The 12,809-nt window shown below is 68.5% G+C and carries 15 protein-coding genes; 5 read left to right on the top strand and 10 right to left on the bottom strand.

All coding sequences use genetic code 11. The annotated features are described in order from the left end of the window. Positions 1 to 99 precede the first annotated feature (99 nt). From yidD to ISP17_RS06700, 3 genes are all read left to right on the top strand, one after another. The gene (gene yidD, locus ISP17_RS06710; protein ID WP_404631266.1) at positions 100 to 369 is read left to right on the top strand and encodes a membrane protein insertion efficiency factor YidD; all 270 of its coding nucleotides are present in this window, start codon (positions 100 to 102) and stop codon (positions 367 to 369) included. A gap of 106 nt (positions 370 to 475) precedes the next feature. Next, on the top strand, positions 476 to 1,255 hold the full coding sequence (locus ISP17_RS06705; RefSeq protein ID WP_404631459.1) for a M23 family metallopeptidase: 780 nt from the start codon (positions 476 to 478) through the stop codon (positions 1,253 to 1,255). A gap of 18 nt (positions 1,256 to 1,273) precedes the next feature. Continuing rightward, positions 1,274 to 1,825, top strand: a complete 552-nt coding sequence (locus ISP17_RS06700; RefSeq protein ID WP_404631264.1) for a DUF4339 domain-containing protein — start codon at positions 1,274 to 1,276, stop codon at positions 1,823 to 1,825. Positions 1,826 to 2,001: 176 nt separating this feature from the next. Here ISP17_RS06700 and folE2 read toward each other — a convergent pair whose 3' ends face one another. From folE2 to efp, 7 genes are all read right to left on the bottom strand, one after another. Further along, on the bottom strand, positions 2,002 to 2,955 hold the full coding sequence (gene folE2 / locus ISP17_RS06695) for a GTP cyclohydrolase FolE2 (protein WP_404631262.1): 954 nt from the start codon (positions 2,953 to 2,955) through the stop codon (positions 2,002 to 2,004). Between the two features lie 124 nt (positions 2,956 to 3,079). Next, on the bottom strand, positions 3,080 to 3,931 hold the full coding sequence (locus ISP17_RS06690; RefSeq protein ID WP_404631260.1) for a squalene/phytoene synthase family protein: 852 nt from the start codon (positions 3,929 to 3,931) through the stop codon (positions 3,080 to 3,082). Further along, the gene (gph, locus tag ISP17_RS06685; RefSeq protein ID WP_404631258.1) at positions 3,928 to 4,605 is read right to left on the bottom strand and encodes a phosphoglycolate phosphatase; all 678 of its coding nucleotides are present in this window, start codon (positions 4,603 to 4,605) and stop codon (positions 3,928 to 3,930) included. The genes ISP17_RS06690 and gph overlap by 4 nt, the downstream gene beginning before the upstream one ends. Continuing rightward, on the bottom strand, positions 4,602 to 5,312 hold the full coding sequence (gene ubiG / locus ISP17_RS06680; RefSeq protein WP_404631256.1) for a bifunctional 2-polyprenyl-6-hydroxyphenol methylase/3-demethylubiquinol 3-O-methyltransferase UbiG: 711 nt from the start codon (positions 5,310 to 5,312) through the stop codon (positions 4,602 to 4,604). The genes gph and ubiG overlap by 4 nt, the downstream gene beginning before the upstream one ends. A 21-nt stretch (positions 5,313 to 5,333) precedes the next feature. Beyond that, on the bottom strand, positions 5,334 to 5,588 hold the full coding sequence (locus ISP17_RS06675; RefSeq protein WP_404631254.1) for a YciI family protein: 255 nt from the start codon (positions 5,586 to 5,588) through the stop codon (positions 5,334 to 5,336). A 25-nt stretch (positions 5,589 to 5,613) separates the two neighbouring features. Beyond that, positions 5,614 to 6,945 (bottom strand): TRZ/ATZ family hydrolase, encoded by a 1,332-nt coding sequence (locus ISP17_RS06670; protein ID WP_404631252.1) that lies wholly within the window; start codon positions 6,943 to 6,945, stop codon positions 5,614 to 5,616. A 158-nt stretch (positions 6,946 to 7,103) separates the two neighbouring features. Continuing rightward, entirely contained in the window at positions 7,104 to 7,685 is a 582-nt protein-coding gene (gene efp, locus ISP17_RS06665; RefSeq protein WP_404631250.1) for an elongation factor P, read from the bottom strand. A gap of 88 nt (positions 7,686 to 7,773) precedes the next feature. On the opposite strand from efp, the gene epmB reads away from it, so the two are divergent. Next, positions 7,774 to 8,784 (top strand): EF-P beta-lysylation protein EpmB, encoded by a 1,011-nt coding sequence (gene epmB / locus ISP17_RS06660; protein ID WP_404631248.1) that lies wholly within the window; start codon positions 7,774 to 7,776, stop codon positions 8,782 to 8,784. 136 nt (positions 8,785 to 8,920) lie between these two features. Then, on the top strand, positions 8,921 to 10,966 hold the full coding sequence (locus ISP17_RS06655; protein WP_404631246.1) for an EAL domain-containing response regulator: 2,046 nt from the start codon (positions 8,921 to 8,923) through the stop codon (positions 10,964 to 10,966). A gap of 102 nt (positions 10,967 to 11,068) precedes the next feature. On the opposite strand, the gene rplS is transcribed toward ISP17_RS06655, so the two are convergent. The 3 genes from rplS to rimM are packed head-to-tail and all read right to left on the bottom strand — an operon-like array spanning position 11,069 to position 12,808. Continuing rightward, the gene (gene rplS, locus ISP17_RS06650; protein WP_404631244.1) at positions 11,069 to 11,464 is read right to left on the bottom strand and encodes a 50S ribosomal protein L19; all 396 of its coding nucleotides are present in this window, start codon (positions 11,462 to 11,464) and stop codon (positions 11,069 to 11,071) included. 32 nt (positions 11,465 to 11,496) lie between these two features. Further along, entirely contained in the window at positions 11,497 to 12,258 is a 762-nt protein-coding gene (gene trmD / locus ISP17_RS06645; RefSeq protein ID WP_404631242.1) for a tRNA (guanosine(37)-N1)-methyltransferase TrmD, read from the bottom strand. A 34-nt stretch (positions 12,259 to 12,292) separates the two neighbouring features. Continuing rightward, positions 12,293 to 12,808 carry a ribosome maturation factor RimM gene (rimM, locus tag ISP17_RS06640; RefSeq protein ID WP_404631240.1) on the bottom strand — a complete coding sequence of 172 codons (516 nt, stop codon included), beginning with the start codon at positions 12,806 to 12,808 and terminating at the stop codon, positions 12,293 to 12,295. Position 12,809: the final 1 nt, after the last annotated feature.

The following is a 12,809-nucleotide window of genomic DNA, read 5'->3' as shown; positions in this document are numbered from 1 at the left end:
GGCCGGGTGTTATAGCCCATGTGCCTTACACCAGCAAGCGCGCTTTCTGGAATACTGGCGCACTACGAACCGCCAGCCGTCTCGGCCGCGTGAACCGTCTTGACCCGATTCCTGCTGCTTCTGCTCCGCTTGTACAAACGCTGGCTCAGCCCCTTGCTGGGGCAGCGCTGTCGCTTCTACCCCAGTTGCTCCGATTATGCACGGATTGCCGTTGCGCGCTTCGGTCCGCTGCGCGGCGGTGCGCTGACGCTGTGGCGGCTGGCCCGCTGCCAGCCGCTGTGCAGCGGCGGCGAGGATCCCGTGCCCGACCGCGTCGTCTTTCGTCGCTGCGGGGATCACGACATCCACGAGCCCCCTCATGATCACTGACCGGCCGGCCTGGAAGAACCATCCGGCGCGGCGCGCGGCGAAGCTCGTGCCGATGAAGCCGTGGCACCGCGCGAGTGGCGCGATGCTCGCCTTCGCCCTGCTGTCCATGCTGTCACCGGCCCGGGCATCCGCACCGAACGCCCTGCCACGCACGATCTCGCAGGGCCAGCTGGTGATCGCGCATCTGCCTGCCGGCTCCACGGCACGACTCAACGGCACGTCGCTGCACGTCGGCGCCGATGGGCGCGTGGTGTTCGGCGCCGGCCGCGATGAAGCCGGCCCGCTGGTGCTCACGCTCGACAACGGGCATGACGGACGACGCACGGTGCGCATCACCGTGACGCCCCGCAACTGGCCGATCGAACGCGTCAACGGCGTGCCACCGAAGACGGTGAACCCGCCGCCGGCGATCGCCGCACGCATCACGCGCGAGCAGGCCCAGGTGACGGCGGCGCGCGAACGCGACGATGCGCGCGAGGATTTCCTGCACGGCTTTGTCTGGCCGGTGCGCGGGCGCGTCAGCGGACGCTTCGGCAACCAGCGCATCTACAACGGCGATCCGCGCGCGCCGCATTCGGGCATGGACATCGCGGTGCCGGTGGGCACGCCGGTGCGCGCGCCGGCCGCCGGCGTGGTGACCTTCGCCGCGCCGGCGCTGTACCTCACCGGCGGTACCGTGCTGATCGACCACGGCTTCGGGCTCAGCTCGAATTTTCTCCATCTGTCGAAGCTGCAGGTGCGCGCCGGCGAGCGGGTGCGGCAGGGCCAGGTGATCGCCCTGTCCGGCATGACCGGCCGTGCCACCGGGCCGCACCTGCACTGGGGCTTCAACTGGTTCGGCACGCGGCTCGATCCGCTGCTGCTGCCGGGCCTGCGCGATCACTGAGGCACGGAGCATCCACGCATGTCCGCTACCCCGTGGCATTACCAGGACGGCACGCGCGCCGTGGGTCCGGTCGACGAGGCGACGATCCGCCAGCGCCTGCGCGACGGCCGGATGCCGGCCGGCACCCTGGTCTGGTGCGACGGCATGGCGGCGTGGGCGCCGGTGGAGAGCACACTGTTCGCCGCCGACGTGCCGCTGCCTTCAGCGACCGGCGATAGCGCATCGGCCTCGATCCACGCAGCGCCGGTGAACCCGATGCCTGCTTGGCTGATCGCGTGCCTGCCGCTGGGGCTGCTGGTGCTGTCGTCGATGCCGGGCGCTGGCCTGGTCGCCCTGCTGGGCTACATCGGACTGGCGATCCACGACCGGGAAACCTTCAGGCGCGCCGGTCGCACGCCTTCCAACGCGTACTGGTGGATGATCCTGCTCGGCGCCGCGGGCGCGCCCGTCTACCTGTATCTGCGCGCGCGGCGGCTGGGCGATCCGTGGGGCTACGTGGTCGCGAGCGTGCTCACGCTGCTGCTGTTTGTCGCCGTCACGCTGCTGGCGGGGACCTACGCAGCGGTCTGAGCGAGGCGAGCGCTGGGAGCCTGTCGGACTTTGGTGGTCGAGGCGAAAATCGGGCTGCGCGAGGACAGATTTTCGACGATTCGCCGGCCCATAGTGGTTCTATGGGCCAAGAAGCGGTGGAAATATGGACCGCGCCGCCTGATTTGCAGCCCGACCGACCAAAGTCTGACAGGCTCCTAGGTGCAGTCGCCGCTGCCGAAACCGCCCGGCACGCCCTTGCTGGCGTAGGCCACGGCGTCGTGCGGATGCAGGCTTTCCTGATGCTCCAGCCGCACGTAGAAGTCGGCGATCGTGGCGTCGGCATCCAGCGCGCGCTGGATGCGCCGGGCGGCGTCCTCGCAGAACATCAGGTTGCCGCCATTGGCCAGTGCGAAAGCCTGCTCGTCCTCCCGCTTCACCGCCGTCTGCACGGGCGTACCCAGCGCCTGCTCGACGCGGTCCAGCAGGGCGATGAGGTTGACCGGCGCGTCCTTGTCGAAGCGCACCAGCAGGCGCGCCACGCTGCGCTGTGCATGCGGCGTGGCGACGATGCCCTGCTCGCTGCCCAGCCACGCCAGCACGGCGGCGCGATCCAGCGCGGCGTCTTCGGCGAAGTCCTTGGCGAACTGGTCCTGGATCAGCTGGCGCGAGAGCGCGGCCGATGCCGGACAGGTGGACGAATAGACTACCTCGGTGCCCAACTCCATGCGGAAGCCGTCGGCACCCAGGCTCGCCTCGATCGACACCGGATAGGCGCGCCAGCCGCTGTTGGCGCTGCGCAGGGCGGCGCGACGCACCAGCTGGTCGAAGCGGATGCTGATGCGTGCCCGGTCGGCCAGATCCTTGTGCGATTCCAGGAACGCGCCCAGCAGGCCCTCGATCATCGCCGCATCCAGCGTGCGCTTGCTCAGGTGCTCGTCCACCAGCAGATACAGCCGCGACATGTGGATGCCGCGCTTGTCCGGCCGGGTGAGATTGACGAAGGCACCGACCTGCGCGCTGGCGCGCTGCACGTCGCCATCGCCCGCGTCGAAGCGCACCGGCACCTCGATGCCGTCCATGCCGACCCAGTCCAGCGCGCCGGCCAGATGCGGCTGGGCCTGATGGGCGACATCGGGCATCAGGCGGGCAGTGTTCTCGTGGCTGTGCATGGGCGTGTCCTGGAGCAATCGTGCGAGGGTTTCGCGTCGAAGCGCTTATTTTGGGGCAGTGCCTGCCAGCACAACAGGCGGATGCGGGAAACGCTGCGTCCGCTGGCCGCAGGCAACCGCGATCTCAGCCCACGGCGGCCCGGCGCCAGCGGCGTGCTGCGTTCCAGGCGGCGAGCGTGTTGCCGAAGCTGCCTCCCTCCAGCCCGAGTTGCAGCGTGCGCAGCGGATCATCCGCCCGCTGCGCCGCGCGTACGAGGCGCGCATCCTGGCGCGCCTCCAGCGCGCGGAACACGCCCAGCGGTCCGGGCAGTTGCGCCGCCTCGCGCCACGCCGCGGCCAGATCGGCCAATTGCGCGCGAATCGCCTGGTCGCGCGCCTCGCTGCGCGTGCGCAGCGCCGAACGCGCGAGCTCGAACCGGGCCAGCCGCGTCATCGGCAGCGGCAGGCGATCGCGCTCGGCGTCGTCGTGCAGGCGGCGCAGCGCGTGCAGCAGATGCGCCAGCACCGCGACGCGCGACGCGCGCTCGGACGACGCCTGCGGGCCGAACCACCACGCCGTCTCGAGCTCGGCCAGCGCGCCGTGCAGCGGTTGCGCTGCGGCCAGCTGCGCGGCGAAATCCGCCGGCGTGCCGTCTTCCAATTGGGTGATGGCGGCGCGCACCGGCGCCAGCCAGCGCTCGGCCGGCAGCGCGTGGGCGCGCTCGTCGTCGAACAGCACCTGGGTCAACGGATGACGACCGCCACTCTGCGCGGCGCCGGCCAGCTCCTCGGCCCACCAGTTCAACTTGACCGCGGCCACCTGTGGCTCGCGAATGCCGTAGGCCGCGCCGAGCAGTTCCTGTTCCAGCGCCGCCAGCGCGATGTGGCCGGCGTGCTCGCGCGGATCGACGAAGGCCAGCGCCACGCGCTGCTGCGGCTGCACCGCCAGCCACTTGTCGACGTAGCTCTGCAGCGCGCCGTGGCCGGTATCGCTCATGCCGACACCTCGGCCGCGAACCACGTGGTGAGCTCGTCCGGATGATCGATCACGCAGTCGGCCTGCCAGTCGTCCGGGTTGCCGCCGTCGAGATAGCCCCAGCGCACGGCCACGGTGTACAGGCCGGCGGCGGCGCCGGCCATCACGTCGCGCCGGTCGTCGCCCACGAACACGCTGCGCGCCGGGTCGATACCGGCGCGCTCGCAGGCGAGCAGCACCGGCGCCGGATCGGGTTTCTTCACCGGCAGGGTATCGCCCGACACCACGGCGGCCGCGCGTGCATCCCAGCCGATGCGCGCCAGCAGCGCATCGGTGAGGAAGCCGGGCTTGTTGGTGACCACGCCCCAGCGGATGCCACGCGCCTCCAACTGCGCGAGCAGAGCCTCGACGCCGGCGAAGGCGTGCGTGTCCTGTGCCACCAGCGCCTCGTACAAATCGAGATAGCGCGGCACCAGCGCCTCGATCGCCGGCTCGCCGCGATCGGCGAAGGCGCAGCGCAGGATCGCCCGCGAGCCGCGCGAGACCACTTCGCGCACCGTCGTGTAATCCGGTGCGGCAACGCCCTCTTCCGCGCACTGGCGCACCAGCGCGGCGTAGAGGTCGGGCGCGCTGTCGAGCAGGGTGCCGTCGAGGTCGAACAGCACGCCCTCGATGCGGGCGGGCCGCGGCTTCATGCCGGCTTGCGCGCGCACAGCACGTAGTTGACCGCGGTGACACGGCTCAGCCAGGCCTTGCGGGTGAGCGGGTTGTAGGCCAGGCCCGAGACGTCCTCCAGCTCCAGCCCGGCATGGCGCAGCAGGCGCGCCAACTCGGACGGCTTGAGGAACTGCGCGTAGTGATGCGTGCCGCGCGGCAGCAGGCGCATCAGGTATTCGGCGCCCAGGATCGCCGCACCGAACGCCACCGGCGTGCGGTTGAGGGTGGACATGAACAGCCGCGCGCCCGGCTTGAGCATCGCCGCCAGGTCGTGCACCAGCGCCTCGGGATCGGGCACGTGCTCGATCATCTCCATGCAGCACACCGCATCGAAACCGGCCGGCTCGGCGGCCGCCAGCTCCGTGGAGGACTGCACGCGGTAGTCGACGGTGAGGTTCGATTCGTACAGGTGCAGCCTGGCGATCTCGATCACCTTCTCGCCCAGATCGATGCCGGTGACCTGCGCGCCGGCACGCGCCAGCGCCTCGCTGAGCAGGCCGCCACCGCAGCCGACGTCGGCCACCTTCGCGCCCTGCAGCGCGACGCGCTCGGCCACATACTGCGCACGCACAGGATTGAGATCGTGCAGCGGGCGCGACTCGCCGTCCGGGTCCCACCAGCGCGCGGCCAGCTTGTCGAAGCGGGCGATTTCCTCGAGGCTCACGTTGGCGTGCGGGTTGTGCATGGCTTGACTCCGGGGCGGCGCTCAGCGCGCCTGCCATTCGTGGATGGTGATATCCCAGCCGCCGCTGGTGTGGGCCGGATCGCGCGCCACCAGCGCCCGTGCCTCGGCCAGGTCAGCCGCGCGCAGCAGATATGCGCCGCCGCTCTTGTCGGCGAACGGACCGGAACGCTCCACGCGGCCCTCGGTGCGCAGCGCGTCGAGGAAGACCATGTGCGCTTCAATCGCCGCCGGATCGACCACCGGACGGCGCAGCAGCATCACCAGAAAAAGATTCATCGGCAGTGTCTCCGTATACGCGCGCTCATGCAGCCGAGATGCGCTCGCGCCACTGCCGCGTGCGGGCGAGGATGGCGTCCACGTCCATGTCCACCAACTGGCGGGCCGCCAGTTTGCGCCGGCCGGCGATCCACACGTCGGTGACCTGGTGGCGACCGGTGGCGTAGATCAGCTGCGAGGCCACGTGGAACAGCGGCTGGGTCTCCAGGTCGCTCAGCCGCACGGCCGCAAGATCGGCCTGCTTGCCGATTTCAATGGAACCCACCTTGTCTTCCAGCCCTATCGCGCGCGCCGCGTTGAGCGTGCCGGCGCGCAGGGCGGAAGCCGCATCGAAGGCGGAAGCGTCCTGCGCCACAGCCTTGGCGAGGATCGCCGCGGTGCGCATCTCGCCGAACATGTCCAGATCGTTGTTGGAGGCGCAGCCGTCGGTGGCCACGGCGAGGTTGACGCCGGCCCGGCGGAACTTCTCGGCCGGGCAGAAGCCGGAGGCGAGCTTGAGGTTCGACTCCGGGCAGTGCACCACCGACACGCCGGCCTCGGCGCAGGCGGCGATTTCGGCATCGGTCACCTGGGTCATGTGCACGGCGATCAGCCGGTCGTTCACCAGCCCCAGCTTCTGCAGCCGCTGGAATGGGCGCAGGCCGCTTTTCTTCTTTTCCTCGTCCACCTCGTGCGCAGTCTCGTGCAGGTGCAGGTGGACCGGGATGTCGAGCTGGTCGGCCAGCACGCGGATGCGCTCGAAGCTGGCGTCGGACACGGTGTACGGCGCATGCGGCGCAAACGCGGTGCTGACCAGCGCGTCGCCGAGGAAACTGTCATGCACCTCGCCGGCGCGCTCGAAGTATTCGTCCTGGGTCTTCGCCCACGCGGTCGGGAACTCGATCACCGGCAGGCCGACCACGGCGCGGAAGCCGAGTTTGCGATAGGTGGCGCCGATCGCGTCGGGGAAGAAGTAGTTCTCGTTGGCGCAGGTGGTGCCGCCGCGCAGCATCTCGGCCACCGCCAGCTCCACGCCGTCGCGCACGAATTCCGGCCCGATCACCTTCGCCTCGGCCGGCCAGATGTGGTCCTGCAGCCAGGTCATCAGCGGCAGGTCGTCGGCCAGTCCGCGCAGCAGGGTCATCGGGTTGTGCGTGTGGCTGTTGATCAGGCCGGGGATCAGCGCATGCTCGCCCAGCTCGACCCGCTCGCGCGGCGCGTAGGCGGCGCGCGCCTCGGCGATCGGCAGCAGCGCCACGATGCGGTCGGCGTCGACCACCACGGCGTGGTGCTCCAGCACCACCGCATGCGGTTCGACCGGCACCACCCAGCGGGCTTCGATGAGCAGATCGACGGGCTGGGGAGAGGTTTGGCTCATCGTGCACTCGCTTGCAAAAGAAGTTGAATACGACATGGGGCGGATCACCTCGCGGTGGCCGCCCCATGCTGGCCCGGCATCATGCCGGGTCTGTCACATCGTCGTTCCAGTGGATGACGAAATGCCCGGCGCACAGGCATCACCCGCGCGCCGGTTCATCACTTGCCGACGCGGCTGTCGTACTCACCGGTGCGGGTATCGACCTTGATGATCTCGTCCTGATTGACGAACAGCGGCACGCGCACCACGGCGCCGGTTTCCAGCGTGGCCGGCTTGCCGCCGCCGCCGGAGGTATCGCCGCGCACGCCCGGATCGGTCTCGGTGATCTTCAGTTCGACGAACTTCGGCGGCTGCACGGCGATGATCCCGCCGTTGAACAGGGTGACCACGCACTCTTCCTCACCCTTGAGCCACTTCCAGGCATCGCCCATCGCGGCCAGCGAAGCGGGGATCATCTCGAACGTCTCCATGTTCATGAAGTGCCAGACGCGGTCCTTGCCGATGCCGTCGATAAACGACAGCTGCATGTCGGTGTCGACCGCGTCGGCCTCCTCGAACGAGTCGCTGGACTTCAGCGTCTGCTCGGTGGTGCGGCCGTCCTTGAGGTTGCGGATGCGGATGCGGGTGAACGCCTGGCCCTTGCCCGGCTTGATGAAGTCCGCCTCGGTGATGATCCACGGATCACCGTTGTGAAGGATCTTCTTGCCCGTTTTGACGTCATTGAGGCCAAGGGTCGCCATGCGCTATCTGCTCCAGAGGTAATTCCACCCCGTGGGGCGGCTAAAATGAGGACTTTGCCGGGCTTCTGGGCCCGTTCCAGGGTCCACCATGATAACCGCAAGCCCCAGCGCCCGCCTATCGTCGCCCGCCCCGGACTGGCGCCAGCTCTGGCGCGAGGCCGTCACCGATCCGGCCGAGCTGCTGGCGCTGCTGGGTCTGCACGAGCTGGCTGCGCAACTGCCGCCGAACGATGCCGGCTTTGCGCTGCGCGTGCCGCGAGGCTTCGTGACGCGCATGCGCCATGGCGATGCGCGCGACCCCCTGCTGCTGCAGGTGCTGCCCCAACTGGCGGAGCTGGCCGAGGTCGATGGCTTTTCGATGGACGCCGTGGGCGACCTGGCCGCGCGCGAGTCGCGGGGGCTGCTGCACAAGTACGAAGGCCGCGCCCTGCTGATCGCCAGCGGCAGCTGCGCGGTGAACTGCCGCTACTGCTTCCGCCGGCACTTCCCCTACGGCGAGGAGATGGCCGCGGCCGGCCAGTGGCGGCAGGCGCTGGCACATCTGCGCAGCGATCCCGGCATCACCGAGCTGATCCTCTCCGGCGGCGATCCGCTGTCACTGGCCACCAGCAAGCTGGAGGAACTCGCGGGCGGGCTGGCCGACATCCCGCACGTCAACCGCCTGCGCATCCACACGCGCCTGCCGGTGGTGCTGCCGGAGCGCATCGACGACGCCTTCCTCGCCTGGCTGGCCGCAATTCCGCTGCAGAAGGTGGTGGTGCTGCATGCCAACCATGCCAACGAATTCGACGCGGCGGTGGATGCCGCCTGCGCCCGCCTGCGCGAAGCCGGCGCCACGCTGCTCAACCAGGCCGTGTTGCTGAAAGGCATCAACGACCACGAGGACGCGCTGGTCGACCTGTCCGAGCGACTGTTTGCCGCGGGCGTGCTGCCGTATTACCTGCACCAGCTCGATCGCGTGCAGGGCGCTGCCCATTTCGAGGTGGACGACGGGCGCGCGCTGGCACTGGTGGAGGCCATGCGCGCGCGCCTTCCCGGCTACCTGGTGCCACGACTAGTGCGTGAAGTGGCCGGCGACAGGTCCAAGCGCCCGCTGTGAACGCGACGGGCGTCGCCGGCAGATCGCACCGCGCTGGCGGCCTGTGCCGGAATCCGCTACAAACCTTGCCTACGTCCCGTCCCGTTCGCGCCCTTCGACGCGACGGTCGGTGCTCCACCCGTCGCCCGATGTGTCCATGAAAAAAGATTCCGTCATCAAGATCCTGTTCGTCGAAACTCCGGTGGAGGACGCCGAACAGATCATCAGCCTGCTGCGCAACGGCGGCATTGCCGTGCGACCCGCGCGGGCGACCAGCGCCGAGGAAATCCAGACCGCGCTGGACGAGCTGGTGCCGGACATCGTGCTGTACGACCCGGTGCCGGCAAAGATGTCGGTCCGCGAGGTATCGCAGCAGCTCGAAGCCCACGGCCGCGACCTGGCGCTGGTGGCACTGGTGGCGCAAATGGACAACCAGGTGGTCGCCGACCTTTTCAATGCGGGCGTGCGCGGCATCGCCATCCGCAGCCAGCCCAAGCAGTTGCTTACCGTGCTGCAGCGCGAGCATGAAGCGCTGCAAACTCGTCGCCAGGTACGCTTGCTGGAGGCCGCCCTGCGCGAATCCGAGCGCCGCGCCGATGCGCTGCTGGATTCGTCCACCGATCCGATCGCCTTCGTCCACGACGGCATGCATGTGCGCGCCAACAAGGCCTACCTGGATACCTTCGGTTACGAGGATTTCGACGATCTGCTCTGTCTGCCGGTGCTCGACCTCATCAGCAGCAGCGACGCGGAGGAGTTCAAGAACCTGCTGCGCAGCCATGCGCGCAACGAGAAGGCTGCGCAGCACATCGAACTGCAGGCACGACGCTCGGATGGCTCCACCTTCCAGGCCACCATCGAATTCGCCCACGCCACGTTCGAGGGCGAGCCGTGCCTGCAGATCGTGTTCCGCCGCCAGCAGGTCGATCCGCAGCTGGTCGAGCAGTTGCAGCGCGATCCGGTCACCGGCCTGTATAACCGCGCCCGCACGCTGGAATTCATCGACGATGCGGTCACCGCCGCAGCCAAGGGCACCAAGGGCCAGAGCCTGCTGCTGGTGGAGCCGGACAACTGGAACGGCCTGATCGACAGCGTCGGCATGGGCAAGGCCGACGAACTGCTGGCCGCCTTCGCCAACCGCATCAGCAGCGGGCTGGGCACGGACGACGTGGCCGGCCTGCTGGCCGAGCACACCATTGGCGTGGTGCTGCGCGAGCGTAACGACGAAGCGGTGAAAGCCTGGATCGCCGGCCTGCAGCAGCGCATCGCCGGGGAGATCTTCGACCTGGGCAACCAGTCCATCACCGTGTCGATCAGCGTCGGCGGCAGCCTGCTGGGCGAGAAGAATGCCAACGCGGAGCTGCTGCTCAACCAGGCCAACCAGGCGCTGCGCAATGCGGTCAGCCAGGGCGGCGGGCGCGTCGAGGTGCACGATCCGGCGGCGCGCGAAAAGGCCGACGCCGAGCGCGAGCGCTACTGGCTGCAGCTGCTGCAACAGGCGCTGGCCAACGACGGTTTCGTCCTCTATCACCAGCACACCATCAGCCTGCAGGATGCCGAGGGCGAGTATTCGGAAATCCTGCTGCGCATGAACGGCCCGCAGGGCGAGGTGCTGCCGGGCTTTTTCATGCCGATCGCCGAGCAGCACGGCCTGAGCGTGGCAATCGACCGCTGGGTGCTGAACAAGGCAATCGAGATCCTGCGCGCGCGCGACGGCCAGGGCATTCACACCACGTTCTTCGTCAAGCTCACTGCCGACTCGGTGCAAGACGCCTCGCTGCTGCCCTGGCTGGGCGAGCAGATCCGCAAGGCCGGGCTCAAGAACGGCCAGATCGTGCTGGAGATGACCGAAAGCAAGGTGGTGACCCTGCTGCGCCCCGCACAGGAGTTCGTCACCGGCTGGAAGAAGCTCGGAGGCCGCTTCGCGCTGGAACAGTTCGGCTCGGGCCTCAACTCGTTCCAGCTGCTCAACCACGTGGACGCCGATTACCTCAAGATCGACCGCTCCTACATGGCGCAGCTGCCGCAGCACCCGGAAAACCAGAAGAAGATCGCCGAAATCTGCCATCAGGCTCGCGAGATGAATCGCGTCACCGTGGCCGAATGGGTGGAGGACGCCAGCAGCACGTCGCTGCTGTTCGCCTGCGGCGTGGATTTCGTGCAGGGCAACTTCCTGCAGGAGCCGCAGCGGCTGGTCAACTGACCCGAGCAACCGGTGCCGCGCCGCCGGAATCCGGACGAGCGCACAGCAAAAAGCCGCGGAGGCTGCCCTCCGCGGCTTTTTTCCTGCCCTGCGTGGGCTGGATTACTCGGCGGCGGCAGCAGCCTTCGAAGCAGCCTTCGCGGCAGCGGCGGCGGCGATGTCTTCCTTGATGCGAGCGGCCTTGCCCTCGAGGTTGCGCAGGTAGTACAGCTTGGCACCGCGCACCTTGCCCTTGCGCTTCACGCTGACCGATTCGATGGTCGGGCTGTGCGCCTGGAACACGCGCTCCACGCCGGTACCGTGCGAGATCTTGCGCACGGTGAAGGCCGAATGCAGGCCGCGGTTGCGCTTGGCGATGACGACGCCCTCGAACGCCTGCACGCGCTCGCGGTTGCCTTCCTTCACCTTGACGTTGACCACCACGGTGTCGCCGGGGCCGAAGTCCGGCAGCTGGCGGGTGATCTGCTCGGATTCGAACTGTTCGATGATCTTGTTCATGGCAACACCTGTGTCAAATGCAATAACTGCGGTCACGCGTTGGCCGCATCGTTGTGCCGCAGATATTCGCGGCGGAATTCGTCCAGCAGCGCAGCGGACTCTTTATCGAGGGTCCGTCGCGCCAGCAAGTCGGGGCGGCGCAGCCAGGTTCGTCCCAGCGACTGCTTCAGGCGCCAGCGGCGGATGGCCGCGTGGTCGCCGGACAGCAACACTGCCGGCACGTCACCCAGTGCGTCATGCACCGGCTTCGTGTAGTGCGGACAATCCAGCAGGCCGTCCGAAAACGAATCCTGCTGCGCCGACTGCGCGTCGTTCAACGCACCGTCCTGCAAGCGGCCCACGGCGTCGATGACCACCGCGGCACCCAACTCGCCACCGGACAACACATAATCGCCGATGGAAAGCTCCTCGTCGACCTCGTGTGCCAGCAGACGCTCGTCCACACCTTCGTATCGTCCACACAGCAGGGCGATCCGCGGCAGCTTCGCCAGCGACTCCACCCGGCCCTGCGTCAGCCGCGCTCCCTGCGGACTGAGGTAAATCACGTGCACCGATTCCGGTGCCGCCTCGCGCATGGCCTTGAGGGTCGCGCGCAAAGGCTCGATCAGCATCACCATTCCCGGTCCGCCGCCGCAGGTGCGGCCGTCCACGGTACGGTAATTGTCGGTGGCGTAGTCGCGCGGGTTCCAGGTTTCCACCTGCAACAGCTCGCGCTGCTGCGCGCGTCCCACCACACCGACGGCGGCGCACTGGCGCATGAAGTCGGGAAACAGCGTGACGACATCGATGCGCATCAGATCCTCCACTCCCGAGCAGCAGTCTGCGGGCTCAGAATTCGGGATCCCAGTCCACCACCATGCGCCCGGCCTGCAGATCCACCGAGCGCACGTAACTGCCCTGGATGAAGGGGATCAGCCGCTCGCGCTCGCCGTCCCGCACCACCACCACGTCGTTGGCCCCGGTCGCGAACAGGTGAGTGACCCGACCCAACGCGACGCCTTCCGTGGTGACGACCTCAAGCCCTTCGAGGTCGACCCAGTAATACTCATCCTGACCCGGCGGCGGCAGCAGCTCGCGGGCGACAAAGATGTCCTGCCCAACAAGCGCCGCGGCCTTCCCTCGGCTATCCACGCCGGGCAGAAAGCAGATCAGCCCCTTGCCCTGTGGACGGCCCTTGATGCCCGTCACCTCGATCATCTCGCCCGGCGCCACGGAGAGCTGCCAGGGCTGGTAATCGAAAATCCGCGTGCGGGGCTCGGACCAAGATTCGATCTTGAGCCAGCCCTGCACGCCGTGCAGCCCGACGATGCGTCCCATCAGGACGCGCCGACCGGCTGCCGTCATG

It is taken from the genome of Dyella ginsengisoli (assembly GCF_044904665.1).
Classification (GTDB): Bacteria; Pseudomonadota; Gammaproteobacteria; order Xanthomonadales; family Rhodanobacteraceae; genus Dyella_A; species Dyella_A ginsengisoli.
The sequence above is the reverse complement of the archived record's forward strand: the minus strand, read 5'-3'. Positions and strand labels throughout refer to the sequence as shown.